Genomic DNA, 17,939 nt, shown 5'->3' with positions numbered 1-17,939 from the left:
GGCGGCGCGCCCCTGCTTTATCAGATTCAGATCGCCTCGCCCCAGAGGTCGTATTCGTCTGATTCGGTGACGCGCACGCGCACCAGGTCGCCCGCTTTCAGCGTTTTTTCCGAACTGACGTACACACAGCCGTCGATCTCAGGCGCGTCGGCGCTGCTGCGGCCAATGGCGCCGTCTTCGTCCACTTCATCGATCAGCACATCGATCTCGCGGCCCACCTTGCGGGCCAGGCGCGCGGTCGAAATGCCCTGCTGCAATTCCATGAAGCGTTCCCAACGGTCTTGCTTGACCTCGTCGGGCACGGGGTTGTCCAGCAGGTTCGCGGGCGCGCCTTCCACCGGCGAATACTGGAAACAGCCCACGCGATCCAACTGCGCTTCCTGCATCCAGTCCAACAGGTACTGGAAGTCTTCCTCGGTCTCGCCGGGAAAGCCCACGATGAAGGTGGAGCGGATGGTCAGGTCGGGGCAGATCTCGCGCCAACGCTTGATGCGCGCCAGCGTCTTGTCTTCGAACGCCGGGCGCTTCATGGCTTTCAGAATGCGCGGGCTGGCGTGCTGGAACGGAATGTCCAGGTACGGCAGGATCTTGCCCTCGGCCATCAGCGGAATCACTTCGTCCACGTGCGGGTACGGGTACACATAGTGCAAGCGCGTCCAGACGCCCATTTCGGACAAGGCCAGACAGAGCTCCGTCATGCGCGTCTTCACCGGGCGACCGTTCCAGAAGCCACTGCGGTACTTCACATCCACGCCATACGCACTGGTGTCCTGCGAGATCACCAGCAGTTCTTTCACGCCGGCCTTGACCAGGCGTTCGGCCTCGCTCAGCACATCGCCCACGGGGCGGCTGACCAGGTCGCCGCGCATCGACGGGATGATGCAGAAGCTGCAACGGTGATTACAGCCTTCCGAGATCTTCAGATAGGCGTAGTGGCGCGGCGTCAGCTTGATGCCTTGCGGCGGCACCAGATCCAGATAGGGGTTGTGGTCCTTCTTGGGCGGCGCGGCGTCATGCACGGCGCGCACCACCTCTTCATACTGCTGGGGACCGGTCACCGCGAGCACGCTGGGGTGCACCTTGCGAATCACCGATTCCTCAACGCCCATACAGCCGGTGACGATGACCTTGCCGTTCTCGGCCAACGCTTCGCCAATGGCTTCAAGCGATTCGGCCTTGGCGCTGTCGATGAATCCACAGGTGTTGACGACGACGACGTCCGCATCGTTGTACTCGGGCGTGACTTCGTACCCTTCGGTGCGCAGTTGGGTCAGGATGCGTTCGGAGTCGACCAGGGCTTTAGGACAGCCCAGGCTGACGAAGCCGACTTTGGGGGAAGACATGGAATACCTCGGTGGGCGCGAGCCGGCGCCAATGATCAAAATCTGCGCAATTTTAGCGCGGCAGAGCGGGGGCCGTTATTTTAGGGGCAAACGGGCTGCGCCGGCCGGTTCTGAATGAAGTGCCGGTGCCAGACGAACGCGGCATAAAAGCCCGATCCCCTCGACCCATTTCGCCACTCAGACCGAGTGGCTGATTTGGCAAAACTCGCCTTATTTCGTTAAGTCCTTCCAAACAGCGTTCAAATATTAGTAAAACTCAGATTTTGCTTGCCGATGCCAAATTAGTATTGTTGTTAACGATCTTTCACGACAGACTGCCGCCTCATTCAGTTCTGTGAGATAGATCGCTCCGCGCACACGCTGCGGGCGCCGACCCGTTATGAATTCCTTTTGGCGCTGGCGTGTCATCGCAAGCCTGTTGGTGGCAGGAGCCTTACCCACCGTATCCGTCGCACAAAGCCTGCCCGAGGCGGCTGTGCTTCCGTCCGAAATTGAACGCAGACTTGAGCAAGAGCTGGACGTTCAGCGCGCCCGTTCGGCTGAGCGCCCCGACGTCATGTCTTCTGGCGCGGAGTCGGGCAGGACCAAGCTGGATCTGCTCGTTGAAACGCCTTGCTTCGTGATGCGCGAACTGGCTTGGGAGGGCGCGACGCCGCCCGCGGTACTGGCGGACGCAGCCAGCGCCGTCATCGGCCATTGCGTTGGCGGGCAAGGCCTGCGCGTCTTGCAGGATCACTTGATTGAACGACTGATCAGCGGCGGCCAGGTGACCGCGCGCGTTGTCGTACCCGAGCAGTCCCTGGCCGCGGGCATCCTGACCTTGCGCTACCTGCCAGGCCGCATCTCCGGCGTGCAGGACGATGGTGCGGTCGGTTGGTGGCGTACCGCGTTGCCGACCGGCCCCGGCGGTGCGTTGAACCAGCGCGATCTGGACCAGGCGCTGGAGAACATTCGGCGGCTTCGCGGCCAGGCTGACGCGGCCATCGACGTGGGACCCGGCCCGGAACTTGGCGACTCCGACATCGTTCTTCGCCCCGGCACGGGCAAACGCTGGCAGGGCTATGTGGGCGGCGATAACGGCGGCCTGGACGCCATCGGCAAATATCAAGTCAACGCCGGGCTGACGCTGGATTCCCCATTGTTCCTTTACGACCAGTTGTCGGTGTCGTGGAACAGCAATGCGCGCTGGCGCGACGCGGAATCGAACACGCGGGCGGCATCCATCAACTACAGCATTCCCTTCGGCTACTGGGCGCTGTTCGCGGGCGCAAGCAAATCCACCTATCGTCAAGCCGTGGCCGGGTTTGACGAGCCCATCGTCTATGGCGGCACCACCAAGCAGTTGCAGGCGGGCGTGTCGGTGGTGCCCTATCGCGGCACCGACTACAAGGGCACGGCGACCTTGGCGATGCTGCGCAAGCGTGTCGGCAGCACCTTGAACGACGTCCCCATTGAAGTCCAGCGGCGCGACGTCACGGGTTACGACTTCAGCTTCGGGCATCGCCATTACCTGGGGCGCGCGGTGCTGGATATTGGAGCAGGCGTGCGTGGCACGCTGACAGGAATGTCCGACCAGCCTGGCTACGTGTACGGCAAACCCGATTGGGATGGCCGCAGCACGATTGTGGCGGCCAATGCCGGCCTTTACCTGCCATTCCAACTGGCGGACCAGCCTTGGGCCTACCAAGTGAACTGGCAGATCCAACACGCAAAAACGGCAGTCGTGCCATCGGACTACTTCACCATCGGCAATCGCTACGCGGTACGTGGTTTCGACGGCCAGATGACGCTGGCCGCGGAAGACGGCTGGACCCTGCGCAATGACCTGTCGCTGGGGCTGGAAAACATGCTGGGCGTGCCGGGCCATCAACTGTATGCGGGCGTGGACGCGGGCCGCGTGGGGGGCGAATCGGCGCAATGGCTGACCGGGCGCACCTTGGTGGGGGCGGTGGCCGGACTGCGCGGCAGGCTCGCCATCCCTTACGTGGATGCCAGTTACGACCTATCCGCCGGCTGGCCGCTGAAAAAGCCCGAGCCCTTGAAAACCGCATCCACCGTTTTCGCGGCCGCACTGATGTTCGAGTTCTGACCCGGCGGTCTTGCGCCGCCAGCCTTCTTGATAGATCTGGTCGACATGGCTCGGAGTTCGCCCCGGGCGCCACGGCTTGCGCCGCAGTCGACCCTTACGTTACCGGGTACGCGTGATGTCCAAGCTTCGTTCGATGATTGTCTGGTCCGTTGTTTTCTTGCAGGTCTGGTCGCCGGTGCTGGCGCAGAGCTTGCCGATCACGGTGGACAAGAGCGTTGCCGGCGCCAAGCCTGCCGTGGGCGTCACCAACGGGGTGCCTGTCATCAACATCGCGCCGCCCTCGGCGGGCGGGGTCTCGAACAACCGCTACACGCAATTCAACGTGGGCCCGTCCGGGGTAGTGCTCAACAACAGCGGCGGCGCCAGCCAGACGCAGTTGGCCGGCCAGGTGGCGGGCAACATCATGCTGGGCAACCAGCGCGCCACCACCATCCTCAACCAGGTCACCGCGCCGAACCCGTCGCAATTGCTGGGCACCCTGGAGGTGGCCGGCAACCGGGCAAACATCATCGTCGCCAACCCCGCCGGCATCACCTGCAATGGCTGCGGCTTCTTGAACGCCGACCGCGCCACGCTGACGACCGGCCGGCCGCAAGTCGGTTCCGACGGCCGTATCGGCTTTGACATTGCGTCGGGCAAGCTGCGCATTGAGGGCGACGGCTTGTACGGCGCCAACCTGAGCCAGGTGGATCTGCTGGCCCGCACGCTGGAAATCAATGCGGGCGTCTGGGCCGACAGGCTTAACGTCACGGCCGGCGCCGCGCGCGTCGACTACGGCACGGGTGCGGTATCCGCCCAAGCCGGGCAAGGCCCCAAGCCCGACGTGGCGCTGGACACGGCCGCACTGGGCGGCATGTATGCAAACAGCATCAGGCTGATCGGTACCGAGGCCGGCGTGGGTGTGAACATCGGCGGCAACCTGGTGGCGCTGACTGGCGACTTGCACGTTGACGCCGCGGGAGACCTGCGCATTACGCCCAGCGGCACCGCGCAGGCAGCGGGCGCGCTGCGCATGGCAAGCGGTCGGGATCTATCCGTGCAGGGCACGGCGCAGGCCGTGGGCGCAACGACATTGATCGCGGGCCGCGATGCCAGCATTCAGGGCGCGGTGGGGGCCGGCGGGCCGTTAAGCGTGCGGGGCGGCAAGGATGTGACCGTCGGCGCGCAAGGCAGCTTGCGTACCCCGGACGCGCTGCGCGTTGCGGCCGGCCAGGACCTGGTGCTGTCGGGGCATTTGCTGACGGCTGATCAGGACATCAATGCGCTTGCTGCCCGCAATCTGAAGGTGGCTGGCGTGCAAGCCCCGGTGACGCAGCCCGGTGCGGGTGCGGGCAACGGGAGCTTGGCTGGTAACGGAAACGTCGCCGGCAATGGCGGCAGCGCGGGAGACGGCAGCGGAAACAGTGGAAGCAGCGGCAATGCCGGCGGCGCTGGACCCGGCGCATCGGCAGCAAGCACGGCTGCCGGAACCCATGCAGGCGGCGCGTCGATGTCGCCCGGTGTTGTCTCCGCCAAGGCAGGCGCCACGCTGGAAGCGGGACGCGACCTGGTGCTGCCGCGCCAGATATACACGTCCGGCAATTTGCTGACGCAGGCGGGCGCGGACCTGGCTTCTGACGCTGGCGCGCATCTGCAGGCGGCCCAGGGCTTGACGATGCGCGCAGGCGGTAGCGCCCATTTGGCCGGCGTGGCATTGACGGACGGGGCGTTGTCGATCGATGCGGCGCGCCATCTGCGCATGGATGGCAGCGCGCTGGCCTACGGCGGCGGGCTTGACCTGAACAGCGGAAGCGATCTGCGGTTGGGCCAGGCCAGCAAGGCGCAGGGCAAGCGCATCGTGGTGAATGCCGGTGGCGATGTGCGCACGGGCGGCGACATGGTGGCCGAGACTAGCGTCGACCTGAAGGCAGGCGGCAATGCCCTGTTGGCGGGCACGCTGAACGGCAATCAAGGCGTGGACGTGCGGGCGGCGGGCACGCTGGGTGTTGTCGGTGCGGCGGATGCTGCGGAAGGCGCTTTGACGCTGGCTTCTGGCGGCGACCTGTCGATCGGCACCAGCGGCAGCGTGCAGGCGGGTGGCCCGGTAGTGCTGCGCACGCAAGGCGCGCTGAACGCGGCCGGCACGGTGTCATCCATGGCGGCGCTGACGGCGCAGGCCGCGCGTGACGCCAAGGTCGACGGCAAGTTGTTGGCGGGGGGGGCTCTGCGGCTTGAGGCTGCGGGCGATATGGCAGCAGGCGCGAATGCGCGGCTGCAATCAGAAGGCGCCATGACGCTGCTTGCCGGCAACGACTTGTCCCTGGCGGGCGAGGCCCAAACCAATACGGGCCTGACGCTGGATGCCGGGCGCGACCTGCGCATTGATGGCGCGGCGCACGCTTACGCCGGCGCGTTGGCGTTGAACGCGGGCAATACCTTGCAGTTGGGCAAGGCCAGCCGCACCCAAGGCGACGGCGTGTCCGTGCAGGCAGGCGGCGATCTTATCGCTGACGGCGCGATGGCTTCGCGTGGCGATATGGCCTTGAAGGCAGGACGCGACACCCTTGTCGGCGGTCAAGCGCAAGCGACAGGACAACTGAATCTGCAAAGCCGGGGCAACGTCACGGTGGCCCAGGGCGCGCGCGTGGACGCGGAACGCAGTGCGGACATCAAGGCGGGACAAGACATCCTGATTGTCGGCGCGCTGCGCAGCAACGAAGGCAACCGCATTCAAGCCAAGGGCGCATTGCGCTTGGACGGCGAAATCTCTGTCGCGCAAGGCGGGCTGGAGATGCTGGCGGGCGGAGACCTGTCGGTCGGCAAGCCGGGCAAGGCAGTGGCGGGCGGCGCATTACAGGGCAAGAGCGGCGGCGCGTTGACGGTAGACGGCGCACTGTCCAGCCAAGGCGCCCAGGCGCTGACGGCGGCGCGCGACGTCAACGTAAGTGGCCAACTGCTGTCCGGCGACACGCTGTCCTTGCGCGCAGGCCTGGGCTTGGGCACGAGCGGGGCCGCGCAACTGCAATCGGCCAAGAACATGACGCTGAGCGCAGGGCAGGACGCCCATCTGGCGGGTTCGGCCGTGAGTGATGGCGCCATTTCGATCGAGGCAGCGCGGGATCTGAACGCGGACGGCGCCGTGCTGGCATACGGCGGCAAGCTTGGCCTGAAGAGCGGGAATGATCTGCGCTTGGGTAAAAGCAGCCAGACTCAAGGCGTAGGCGTTGCCATGGAAGCGGCGCGCGATATCCACACCAGCGGTGAGATATCGGCCGTGGGTCCGGCGGTATTGACGGCGGGCAGGCATGCGACGCTCGGTGGCACGCTAGGCGCAGACGGCGATCTGACCCTGCGGGCCACGGACTTGGCCTCCGTCACCGGCACCTTCGAGGCGACCGGCAGCGCGGCCTTGTCGAGCGACAGCGATATCACGCTGTCGGGCAGCTTGCGCAGCAATCTTGGCACGCAGGTGAACGCGGCCGGCAAGCTGGACATCACCGGTGCGGCGGAAGCGGTGCGGGGGGCCTTGAACCTGAGCTCGGGTAGTGACCTGTCGATCGGCGCCAGCGGCCGTGTGCAGGCGGCCGGGCCGCTGGCGTTGCGCGCCGGGGGCGCGCTGAATGTGGCGGGAACGGCGTCGTCGGCGGCCGGGCTGACGGCGCAGGCCGCGCGTGACGCCACGGTAGACGGCAAGCTGCTAGCGGGTGGCCCACTGTCGCTCAAGGCGTTCGGAAAAATCGTGGCGAGCGCCGAGGCGCACCTGCAATCAGAAGCCGCGATGACACTACAAGCCGGCCAAGACTTGCTCTTGGTGGGCGAGGCGCAAGCCAACGTAGGCATCACGCTGGATGCCGGCGTCGACCTGCGCATCGATGGCGTTGCGCGGGCCTATGACGGCGCACTGGCGCTGAACGCGGGCAAGGCGCTGCGGCTGGGTGAGGCCAGCCGTACGCAAGGCGAGGGTATATCAGCAACGGCGGGCAGCGATCTCTACGCGGCAGGCACGATGGGGTCGCGCGGCGGTATCGAACTGACCGCGGGTCGCGACATTCAAGTGGACAGCTCCGCGCAGGCAAGCGGCGACGCGTCCCTCGTTGCCGCGCGCGATCTCAGCATGGGCAAGGCGGCGCAGTGGGAAGCAGAGGGCGCATCGCGGGCAGAAGCCGGTAACGCTATGCGCTTGTCCGGCGCTTGGCGCGGCAATGGCGATATGACGCTGGCCGCGTTGGGCGCGTTGACGGTGGACGGGGCACTGACCGCCAGCGTGGGCGGCCTGGACCTGAGCGCGGGCGGTGACTTGTCCGTGGGCGCCTTGGCGCGCATGGCGGCGGCAGGACCCCTGCGCGCCAAGACGGATGGCGACCTGCTCGTGGCGGGTACGGTCAGCTCATTGAAGGCATTGACGTTGCAGGCCGCGCGCAATGCCAGCATCAGCAACCAGCTTTACGCCGCAGGCGCGCTGGAGGTGCAAGCGGGTCAGTCCTTGAGCACCGCAAGCGGCTCGCATCTGCAGTCCGACGGCGCGATGGCGCTGAACGCGGGCCGGGATCTGACCCTTGCAGGCACGGCCTTGTCCCAGCGCGGCATGGCGCTGGCGGCCGCGCGCGACCTGCGCGTGGAGGGCAATGCGCTGGCCGACGGCGGCACGCTGGACCTGAAGAGCGGCAATGATCTGCTGCTGGGCGCGGGCAGCCAGTTGCAAGGGCAGGGCGTCCACGCCCAGTCGGGGCGCGATCTTGCGGGCAATGGCGTGCTGGTGTCCAAGGGCCATGCACAGTTGCGCGCCGAGCGGGATGCCAGTGTCAACGGCAAGGTGGGCGTGGATGGCGCGCTGGATCTGCTTGCGAAGAACGATGTGCGTGTCGGCGGGTCGGCGCAGTTGGAATCGTCTGGCAAGGCACGTGTCGAGGCGGAGGGCGACGCAACGATCGCGGGCGCCGTGCGCGGCGACCAAGGCGCATCCATCCTGGCCGGCGGCGAGCTGGCCATGACGGGCACGGCTGCATCGGCCAAGGGGCCGTTGCAGTTGATTGCCGGGCAAGATCTGACGCTGTCGTCTGACAGCCAGGCCTTGGCGGGCGGCGCCTTGCTGGCGCGGGCGGGCGCATCGCTGATGGCGGCGGGCGCCATGTCGTCCCTTGCCGATCTGGTCCTGGATGCGGGCTCCAACGTGACAGTGGCCGGGCAGACGCTGGCGACAGGAGCACTCAGCGCAAACGTGGGCGGCGTATTGACCACCTTGGCGGGCTCGCGCCTGCAGGCCGACGGCGCGATTGCTGTCCACGCGGACGCCGCGACGCTTGCCGGCATGCTTGTTGCCGGACAGTCGGCGCAGGTGCAGGTGCAAAAAGACCTGGCGGTCGAGGGCACCGTGCTGGCCGACAAGGGCGCACTTGTCGCCAGCAGTGGCGGCGACATGACGCTGGGCGGCGCAAGCGCGCTGCAAGCCGGCGGACAACTGGATGCACGGGCGGGCGGCAAGCTGCTTGCGGCGGGCACCGTTTCCGGCGAAATGGACATCGTGCTGGCTGCGGGCAAGGACGCTGAACTGACTGGCAAGACAGTCGCCAACGGCGCGCTCGCAATCGATGCCGGCGAGAATCTGACGGTAGCAAAGCAGGCCCTGGCGCAAGGCAGCGGCAAGCTGTCGTTGGCTGCCGGCCAAGACCTGCGCATCGCCGGCACGGCCGGCACCGCAGCGGTCGCGGGCAATGAAGGAGCGTACACCCGGGGCGCGGGCACCCCGGGCGTAAGAAGCGCCCGTGCCGCCTCGGGCGGCACGCTACTCGCGCAGGCCGGTCGCGATCTGTCCATCACGGACACGGGCATCGTCACCGCCGGCTCACCCATCGCCTTGAAGGCGGCTCGCGACATCAACATCGACGGCATCGCGACGGCCTTGGGCGGCGGCCTGCAAGCCGACGCCGGCGCCAATCTGCAAGTGGGCGCGGCGGGTCGGATGCAAGCATCCGACAACCTTGCGGCAAGCGCGGGTGCGGACCTGGATACCGACGGCGTCATTGCTGCGGGCGGCGGCCTCACGCTAACCTCGGGCGAAAACGCCCGATTGGGCGGCGTGGTAGCGGCGTTGGGCGAGCGCGCGGCAGGCGATGCGCTGATCTCGGCGCAACACGACTTGACCGTCAAGCAAGGCGCACAGGTCCAGGCCGCGGGCGCGCTGACCGCGCGTGCCGGTCGCGACCTGAACGCCGCGGGCGCGCTGAGTTCGGTGGCCAATATGGCATTGGCCGCCGCGCACGACTTGCGCATAGACGGCACCGCCGCGTCCGACGCCAACCTGACGTTGACAGCACGCGACCTGAGCGTTACGGCAACGGGGCTTGCGCAAGCAGGCGGCACGCTTGCCGCCACCGCGCAAGGCGCTTTGCTTGCAGCAGGTCGCCTGTTGGCCGGGCAGTCGCAAGCGCTGATCGCCGGTGACGACATGACGGTGAACGGCACGGTTGCCGCGCTGAACGGCGACCTGACGTTGACCTCGCAGCGGGGCGACCTGGCATTGGGCGCGGCATCGACCGTGCAGGCCAGCGGCGCGCTGACGGCCGAGGCCGGCGCGGCACTGCGCACGCAGGGTTCGCTGGCAGCGGGCCAGGGCCTGGCGTTGCGTGCGAGCACCGACGCCACGCTCGGCGGCATCGCCGCCACACAGGCGGGCGACCTGACGGCGCGCGCGGCGGGTGACCTGACCGTCGCGGCCGAGGGCCGTCTTCAATCAAACAGAGGCCTGGATTTGCAGGCGGGCGGTGCGCTGGCCAACGCCGGTGTGGTTTCCGCCCAGGAAGACGCTCGCTTGAGCGCGGGCAAGACCTTGCTGAACCCGGGTTCGGTCCTGGCGGGAGGCGACCTGCTCGTCACCACGCCGGGGCTGCTGAACAACGCCGGCCGTCTCGTGGCTGGCGTGGATGGTGAAGGCGCGCTTAAGCAGCCGGGCAGCCTGACGCTTGCGGCCGGCACCATCGTCCACCCCGGCACCAGCCTTGCGGGCAAGGACCTGAGCCTTACCGGCGACGGCCTGGACCTGGCGCACGGCACGCTCTCGGCCGTGGGCAACATCACGCTAGGCACGCCAGGCGACCTCGACACGCGCCATGCCGTCGTGCAGGGCGGCGGCCTGGACATCTCGGCTGCCAACCTGCGCAATCAGGCGGGCAAACTCACCTCGACCGGTGACGCCCGTCTGGCGCTAGGCGGCGAACTCAACAACGCCGAAGGGCTGATCGCCGCGGCAGGCGACATGCGAGTCGATGCCGCAACGGTCAGCAACCGCGCGGGCACGATGGCGAGCGGCAATCTTGCCATCAACGCCAGCGGCGCGCTCGACAACCACCGTGGCTTGATCCAGGCCGACAACGCCTTGACGCTGACAGCGGCCACGCTGGACAACAGCGCCACGCTGGGGGCAGCAAAGGCGGCGCCCCAGGGCGTGTTGGGCAAGGTCGTCACCATTGTGGCGGACCGCGTCAACAACCAGGGCGGCTCCATCCAGGCGGGTCAAGACCTGACCCTGACCACCCGCGAACTCGACAACCAGGGCGGCGAGGTGGCCGTCCAAGGCAACGCCCACATCGTGGCGGATACGCTGAAGAACGGCCAGGGCAAGCTGCTGGGGGGCAACAGCCTGACGGTCATCGCGCAAGTGCTGCATGGCTTGGGTACGTTGCAATCCGCGGGCGACCTGAGCTTCCACTATGCGGGCGCGCTGAACCAGCCGGGCGACCTGTCCAGTGGCCGCGACATGACGCTGTCCGTGGGCGGCGCGCTGGACAACAGCGCAACCATCAGCGCCGGGCGCGACCTGAACATCAAGGCGAACTCGCTCACCAACCACGCCACCGGTCAGCTTCTGGCGGGCGGCGCCAATACGATCACCGTCGCGCACGGCCTGACCAATGCCGGCCTGATTGATGGCGCGGTCACGCGCATCAACGCGGGCAGTGTGGACAACCTGGCCCGCATCTACGGCGACAAGGTCGCGATCCTGGCCAATACGCTGGTGAACAGTGCCGGTGCGGGCGGCGGGGCCGTCATAGCGTCCCGGGGCACCATGGACCTGGGGGTCGCATCTCTGGTGAATCGCGCGCATGCGCTGATCTATGCCGGGGCGGACCTCGCCATCGGCGGGGCACTGGATGCCGGCGGCAACGCCGTGGGCCAGGCGGCGTCGCTGTTGAACACCGGCGCCACCATCGAAGCCGCGGGCAATGCCCGCATGTCGGCGGCATCGCTGCATAACCACAACGCCAACTACGCCAGCCAGACCGTGCAGGTGTCGTCCCAGGCCAAGGTGTACTTCACCCCAGCGGGCAGCACGGACATGTACGACGCCGACACAAACTGGCTGTGCGACGAAGTCACGCCCATGTGCAGCAAGGACCCGGCGTGGCTAAACGACGACCCCGAACGCATGTTCCTGCTGCCGTCCGCCAAATACCCGCAGGAGCGGTATGGCCCGCCGTTCGATTACACGCCGGGCGGCAAGCGCAAGGCGCGCGTCAGTTCACCGATTGCACTCACTTATACGGCGCCCAACATCGGTTGCGCTGGCGGAGATGCGGGCGGCCCTTGCTGGAATGAGCCGGAGAAATTCCTCTATGCCTCGGACGCCCGCATATGGGCCGTCTTCGGCGTTACGCCGCCCTCGGGCTCTTTGCCTGTCTGGGTTCCCCCGCCAGCGCCCTGCTTTAACAACAGTCCGGAGTGCCAGGCGGAAGCCGCGCGCCGCAAAGCTTTTGAAGCGGCCTATGCCGCGTACAAAGCGCCACACATGGAGTTGGACGCGCGCATTCGCGAATTCAACGCAGACTTCAACAACCGCCTGGTCGGCTCTCTGACCTATTACCAGGTCAACGAAACAGTCACCGAGACGCGCACGCTGTCGTCGGACCCGGGCAAGATCCTGTCCGGCGGCGCGATGACGCTGGCGGGCACGGTCACCAACGACAAGAGCCAGATCGCCGCCGGCGGCGCGCTGCATGTGGCGGGCCCGGCCATCCACAACATCGGCGCGGGCGGCCAACGCACGGTCGTGCGCGAGGGCGTGGCCACGCTTTCGCAGCCGCGTTCCAGTTACCGCTATGAAACCTCGGTTCCGTACACCGCCAAGCTGGCGGCTCAGGGCATTGAACTGCCCGTGGGAACCTCGGGCGGGTACTCCAACGTTGCCCTGGGCGGGTCGGTGCCGGGTGCCGCTGGCGTCGGCACACCGGGCCCCGTGTTGGTCGCCAGCCTGGACCTGCCCGGTGGCACGGTCGTGCGCACCGTCTCCAACCCGGCCAGCATTCCAGACAGCCAGCTTTTTGCGGTAAACCAGCGGCCCGACGCGCCTTACCTCGTTGCGACCGACCCGCGCTTCATCGGCCAACGGCCGACCGTGTCCAGCGATTATCTGTTCGAGCTGCTGCGCCAGCCTGGCGCGCTGCCGGGCACCACCATCGCAGGCGGCGCGGGCGCGGGCGGGGGGCTCACCGGCCCGCGCGTCGACAAGCCCGCCGACGCCAGCCTGGTCCAAGCCGCCATCGGCGCGGGCGCCGTCGCGACGCAAGCTGCGGCCGGCCCCGCTGTGGGTGCCGGCTCCGGCGTGGACGCGCAACGGCTGGACGCCCCAGCGGCGTCTTCGGTACATGGCGCCGCCCTGGGCAGCGGCAGCACCATCGCCGGCCACGACGTGCAAGGCGGCAACACGCTGTCCAGCGCGCGGCTGGCGGGTTGGGACGCCCTGGTACCCGCGGGCGCCAGGTTCCTGACGCCATCGGGCCAACCCAAGCGTTTGGGTGACGGCTTCTACGAGCAAAAGCTCGTATCCGACCAGATCCTGGCCACCACCGGCCAGCGCTTCCTGGAGCGCTTTGGCGACAACGAAAGCCAGTACAAGGCCTTGCTGGCCGCGGGCGCGCAATTTTCCCGAGACCACAACGTGCAGGTGGGCGTGGCGTTGACCGAAGCGCAACAACTCCAGCTCAAGACCGATCTGGTCTGGCTGGTGGCGCAGACGGTCACCCTGCCCGACGGCAGTGCCGAGACGGTGCTGGTGCCCAAGGTCTACCTGCTGGTCCGCAAGGACGACCTGAAGGGCGACGGCACTTTGATGGCCGGGCGCGACGTCAAGCTCGTCGCGGACGGCAATATCGACAACAGCGGCACGATCGGCGCGCGCCATGCCACCGTCATGAGCGCGTCCAACATCGTCAACCAGGCCGGCGGCCTGATCCAGGGCGCTACCGTGGATCTTTCCGCGCGCACTGACCTGACCAACCTGGTGTCGCGGATCCAGGGCGATGCCGTCACGCTGAAGGCGGGGCGCGACATCGCCTTGACCTCGACGGCGGCGTCCGAGAACTTCGGCAGCACCTGGGGTTCGCACGTCACCGGCTTGGCCCGCGTGGACGCGGGTGACCTGAACATGCGCGCCGGTCGCGACATCAACTTGACCGCCGCGCAAGTCAACGCCGAGCGCAACGCCGGGTTGCAAGCCGGCCGCGACATCAATCTGGAAACCCTGACGGAACGCCACGGCGAGTCGATCGTCATCAACAAGAAAAACCGTCACGACCTGAGCACCAGCAAAGAGATCGGTTCGTCGATTGCCGCGGGCGCCAACCTGACGCTGATCGCGGGGCAAGACGTGAACGCGCGCGCGGCTGATGTCACCGCCGACAAAAAGTTGGCCGTGGGCGCTGGCCGCGACATCAATCTGACGGCTGGGGTGGAGTCCGGTTCGGCGTACGACGAACTTCACTATAAAAAGCGCGGTTTCTTGTCGTCGAAGACCACGCACATCATTAATTCGACCGATTGGGAGCAGGCCAAGGGCTCGACCTTCACCGGCGACACCGCCGTCATGATGGCCGGGCGCGACTTGAACGTGGCAGGTTCGAACGTTGGCGCACAAAAGGACTTGGTGATGTCCGCCAAGCGCGACGTGAACATCCTGCCCGGTCAGAACGCCGAGGACAGCTACGACTACAAGATGGTCAAGAAGTCGGGCTTCGGGGCCATGGGTGGTTTGAGCTATGGCACCAGCAAGCAGACGGATTCGCTTGATAGCAAGAAGGTCTTCCACAACGCCAGCACGGTCGGCAGCGTCGAAGGCGACGTGCTGGTCAACGCAGGCAGCGCTCTCAACATCAAGGGCAGCAATGTCATCGCGCGCCAGGGCGACATCACGCTGATCGGCAAGGAAGTCAACATCGGCGCGGCGCTGGACACCACGAAAGAGAAGGAATTCCATGAGATCAAGCAGACGGGGTTGACGCTGACCGCGAGCAATCCCGTCGTCAGCGCTGTGCAGACAGGCGCGCGGATGGCTGATGCGGCGGGCAGGACGGACAACGCCGTCATGAAGGGCTTGGCAGGCGCCACGACAGCCCTGGCGGCCGCCAACGCCTATGACGCCGTGCAGGCGTCCGCGAAGGCTGCCGCGGCGGCGGAAGCCGTCAAGCCCGGCTCATCCAACGCGCTCGACAAAGCCGGCGGTGTGAGCATCAAGCTCAGCCTGGGTACCAGCAAGAGCACCAGCACGACGAACCGTAATTCGTCCAGCGCCTTGGGTTCGACGGTGGCGGCCGGCAAAGACCTGACCATCGTCGCCCAAGGCGCTGGCAAGGACTCGGACATCAGCGTCACGGGATCGAACCTGTCGGCGGGCAACAACGCGGTGCTCAAGGCCGAAGGCGACATCCTCTTGCAGGCTGCCCGCAACGCGTTCGAGCAGAAAACCGATAGCAAGAGCAGTAGTGCCAGCATCGGCATCGGCTATTCCACGGGCGGCCAGCAAAACGGATTCACCCTTGAACTGGGCGCCTCGGTCGGACGCGGAAAGGCCAACGGCCGCGATGAAAGCTGGACCAACAGCAACGTCACGGCAGGCAATGTGCTGGCGATGCAGTCTGGTGGCGACACCACGCTCAAGGGCGCGGCAGGCCGCGCTGATCAGATCATCGCGTCAGTGGGCGGCGATCTACTTCTGGAGAGCTTGCAGGACAGCAGCAAGTACGACTCCAAGAACAAGAGCGCGGGCTTTGGGCTGAGCCTTTGCATCCCGCCGTATTGCGTGGGCTCGAGCAGCGTCTCAGCCAACGCCAGCACCGGCAAGATGAACAGCGACTTCAAGTCCGTCACGGAACAGACGGGTTTGTGGGCGGGTGACGGCGGCTACCAGATTGATGTCAAGAACAACACCAAGTTGGTAGGCAGCGTCATCGCCAGCAGCGACCAGGCGGTGGCCGATGGCTTGAACAAGCTGACCACGGGCACGCTGGTTACGGAAGACATCAAGAACACCGCCAAGTACAGCGGCAGCCAGGTGTCGATTGGGGGAGGTTTCGGATTTGGCGGAAATGCCAAGGCGAGCGACTCGGGCCTGGGCACGACCAAGGGCGGTCAGGTGGCTGGCGGCGCAACGAAGGACCACGGCACGTCGGTCTCCACTGGCAGTAACGGCTTTGGCATGGGCACGCCGGTGGTTGTGGCGGCCAGCGGCAACAGCAGCTCGACTACGAAGAGCGCGATCAGCGGCGGCACGATCGTGATCCGAAATGAGGCCGCGCAGCAAGACCTTACCGGGATGACGGCAACAGAAACGATCGCCGCGCTGAACCGGGATACGACGAATACGTTGAATGCGCTGAAGCCTATTTTTGATAAGGAGAAGATCGAGGCGGGGTTTGAGATTGCGTCGGAGGCCCAGCGGCAGGTGGGGCAGTTTTTGACGAATCGGGCGAAGGAAAAGCAGGCGGCAGAGAAGGCGCTATCTGACGCGATCGAGACAGGCGGAGCCAACGACGCGGCAAGCATGAGCGCGCTAATGGATCAAGTGCAGCGCGCTCGGGATTGGAGTGCTGGTGGCAAGTACGGTTTGGTCTTGTTAGCGTTGTCGGGCGCGGCCGGCGCAAACGTGACGGGATCGACCGGCGCATTCGTGCAGTCGGCCGCGGTGAACTACCTTCAAGGCCTTGGGGCAGCCCAGGTGAAGCAGATCGCCGATAGCCTAGGCAGGGATCCGCAAGCGGAGGCTGCACGCGCGGCGTTGCACGGCATCGTGGGATGCGCGGGCGCCGCAGGCCAAGGTGCAGCCTGCGCTTCGGGCGCCTTGGGCGCGAGTGCGGGCAGCATCCTCAACAGCCTGATGGGCTCGCCCGAGGGCCTGACCCCCGAGCAAGTCGAAGCGCGGCGCAATCTGGTCACAAGTCTGGTGGCTGGCATATCGAGCGCTGCGGGAGCGGATGCGGCAACGGCGGGTACCGCGGCCGCACTGGAGACATCGCAGAACGGGGCGCAGCTCGCAATCCCTGCGGTTGGTGCGGCGGCGGCCAAGTGTGCAACGACGCCGAGCTGCCAGCGGGCAGTCACGTACGTGTTGGACAAGACCGTCTACGTTGCCGTGCAAATGAAGGACGGCGCCATCTATGTGGGAACGGCTGCGCTGGTGGGTATTACCGCTGCGTCTGACGCGGTAGGAAACTGGGTGTCGGAATTCGTGGGCAGCGCTGTGGGGCGCGAGACGGCGCTGCCGGGTAAGCCTGGCGAGGTGGTGAGGGTGGACACGCCGCCGCCGCTGCCTTCCGAGAAGGAGACGTTTGGTTCGGAGATCCCGAGTTGGCCGGGTGATGCGGTTGCGCCGATCGGGGTGCCGGGCAGGGGGGAGGCGGACGTCGATAGCGGCGCTACGATCATTACTCCAAACAATGGTCCTATTGTCGTCGATCCGATCTTTAGTAGAAGCAAGGAGTTGGAGCAAAGGGCCAAAGACCTGGGCTATACGAATAGAATTTCCCCGCAAAGGGCTCCGTTTGACTCGCATGGGCAAGTCGTATTCTGGAATGGGAAAAACTACATTACGCCTGATGTTGACGGTCATAACGTGTCAGACGGTTGGAAGGTATTTAATCGCCGCGGAAAAAGAGTCGGTACCTACGATATGGACTTGAATTGGGTAAAAGAATGAGCTTTGGAATTCGCCTGGAAGATCAAGTGTTGACGCGATTCGACGAGTCGGTGCTGTGTGGTGAAATTGAAATTAATGGATATATAGAAGATTTTTTCGCTCCGACGGAATTCTGGTCAAAAGAGGATTATTTAAGAAGTTGGAAGAAATCGCTGGAACAAGGCCTGCAAGGTGGTGGGCATGCGGTGTTGGTGACCGCCATGCGAAATCCCGAAATCTGCAATTTTATTTTTTATTGGGTTGTTTATTTAGAGGGGGAGCAAGCATATATTCAAAATGGCGTGCTTTTTATCGAAGATATTTCCAAGCCTTTCGTTCCAGAGAATATTAATTCTTATGTGTCGCGGAGAGAGGAAATTGATGAGGATGGGAATGTAATTTCTCAATGGAAGGTGGATTCTGTGTCAGTTGTGGATTTCTTTAATAAAATTTCAAATTAAAGATCGGTGCCGGCGCGCTGGCTCGGTATTAAGTCTCCCTGCTAGACAGGGATGTTTCCCGAGCTGAGCCCGCAGAGCAAGAGCGACGCAGCAACCTGATTCAGGCCGTTGGTGCTGGAATTTCGCAG

4 protein-coding genes are annotated in these 17,939 nt (G+C 65.6%); 3 read left to right on the top strand and 1 reads right to left on the bottom strand.

The window, feature by feature from the left end:
- Nucleotides 1-26: 26 nt before the first annotated feature.
- Nucleotides 27-1,343: a 30S ribosomal protein S12 methylthiotransferase RimO gene (gene rimO, locus M2361_RS17690; RefSeq protein WP_100853968.1), complete on the bottom strand. Its 1,317-nt coding sequence runs from the start codon at nucleotides 1,341-1,343 to the stop codon at nucleotides 27-29.
- Nucleotides 1,344-1,722: 379 nt separating this feature from the next.
- On the opposite strand from rimO, the gene M2361_RS17685 reads away from it, so the two are divergent.
- The 3 genes from M2361_RS17685 to M2361_RS17675 all read left to right on the top strand — a co-directional run bounded on the left by M2361_RS17685 (nucleotide 1,723) and on the right by M2361_RS17675 (nucleotide 17,811).
- Nucleotides 1,723-3,432 (top strand): ShlB/FhaC/HecB family hemolysin secretion/activation protein, encoded by a 1,710-nt coding sequence (locus M2361_RS17685; protein WP_259250933.1) that lies wholly within the window; start codon nucleotides 1,723-1,725, stop codon nucleotides 3,430-3,432.
- 115 nt (nucleotides 3,433-3,547) lie between these two features.
- Nucleotides 3,548-17,371: a hemagglutinin repeat-containing protein gene (locus M2361_RS17680; RefSeq protein ID WP_259250932.1), complete on the top strand. Its 13,824-nt coding sequence runs from the start codon at nucleotides 3,548-3,550 to the stop codon at nucleotides 17,369-17,371.
- Nucleotides 17,368-17,811, top strand: a complete 444-nt coding sequence (locus M2361_RS17675) for a hypothetical protein (protein ID WP_259250931.1) — start codon at nucleotides 17,368-17,370, stop codon at nucleotides 17,809-17,811. The genes M2361_RS17680 and M2361_RS17675 overlap by 4 nt, the downstream gene beginning before the upstream one ends.
- Nucleotides 17,812-17,939 lie beyond the last annotated feature (128 nt).

It is taken from the genome of Achromobacter sp. JUb104, assembly GCF_024806975.1.
Classification (GTDB): Bacteria; Pseudomonadota; Gammaproteobacteria; order Burkholderiales; family Burkholderiaceae_B; genus Achromobacter; species Achromobacter spanius.
Note: the sequence above shows the minus strand (reverse complement) of the source record. Positions and strands in the feature narration are given on the sequence as shown.

Excerpts from the sequence above, each read along its gene's own strand:
- rimO (WP_100853968.1), bottom strand. The coding sequence starts at position 1,343 with ATGTCTTCCCCCAAAGTCGGCTTCGTCAGCCTGGGCTGTCCTAAAGCC.
- M2361_RS17685 (WP_259250933.1), top strand. The coding sequence starts at position 1,723 with ATGAATTCCTTTTGGCGCTGGCGTGTCATCGCAAGCCTGTTGGTGGCA.
- M2361_RS17680 (WP_259250932.1), top strand. The coding sequence starts at position 3,548 with ATGTCCAAGCTTCGTTCGATGATTGTCTGGTCCGTTGTTTTCTTGCAG.
- M2361_RS17675 (WP_259250931.1), top strand. The coding sequence starts at position 17,368 with ATGAGCTTTGGAATTCGCCTGGAAGATCAAGTGTTGACGCGATTCGAC.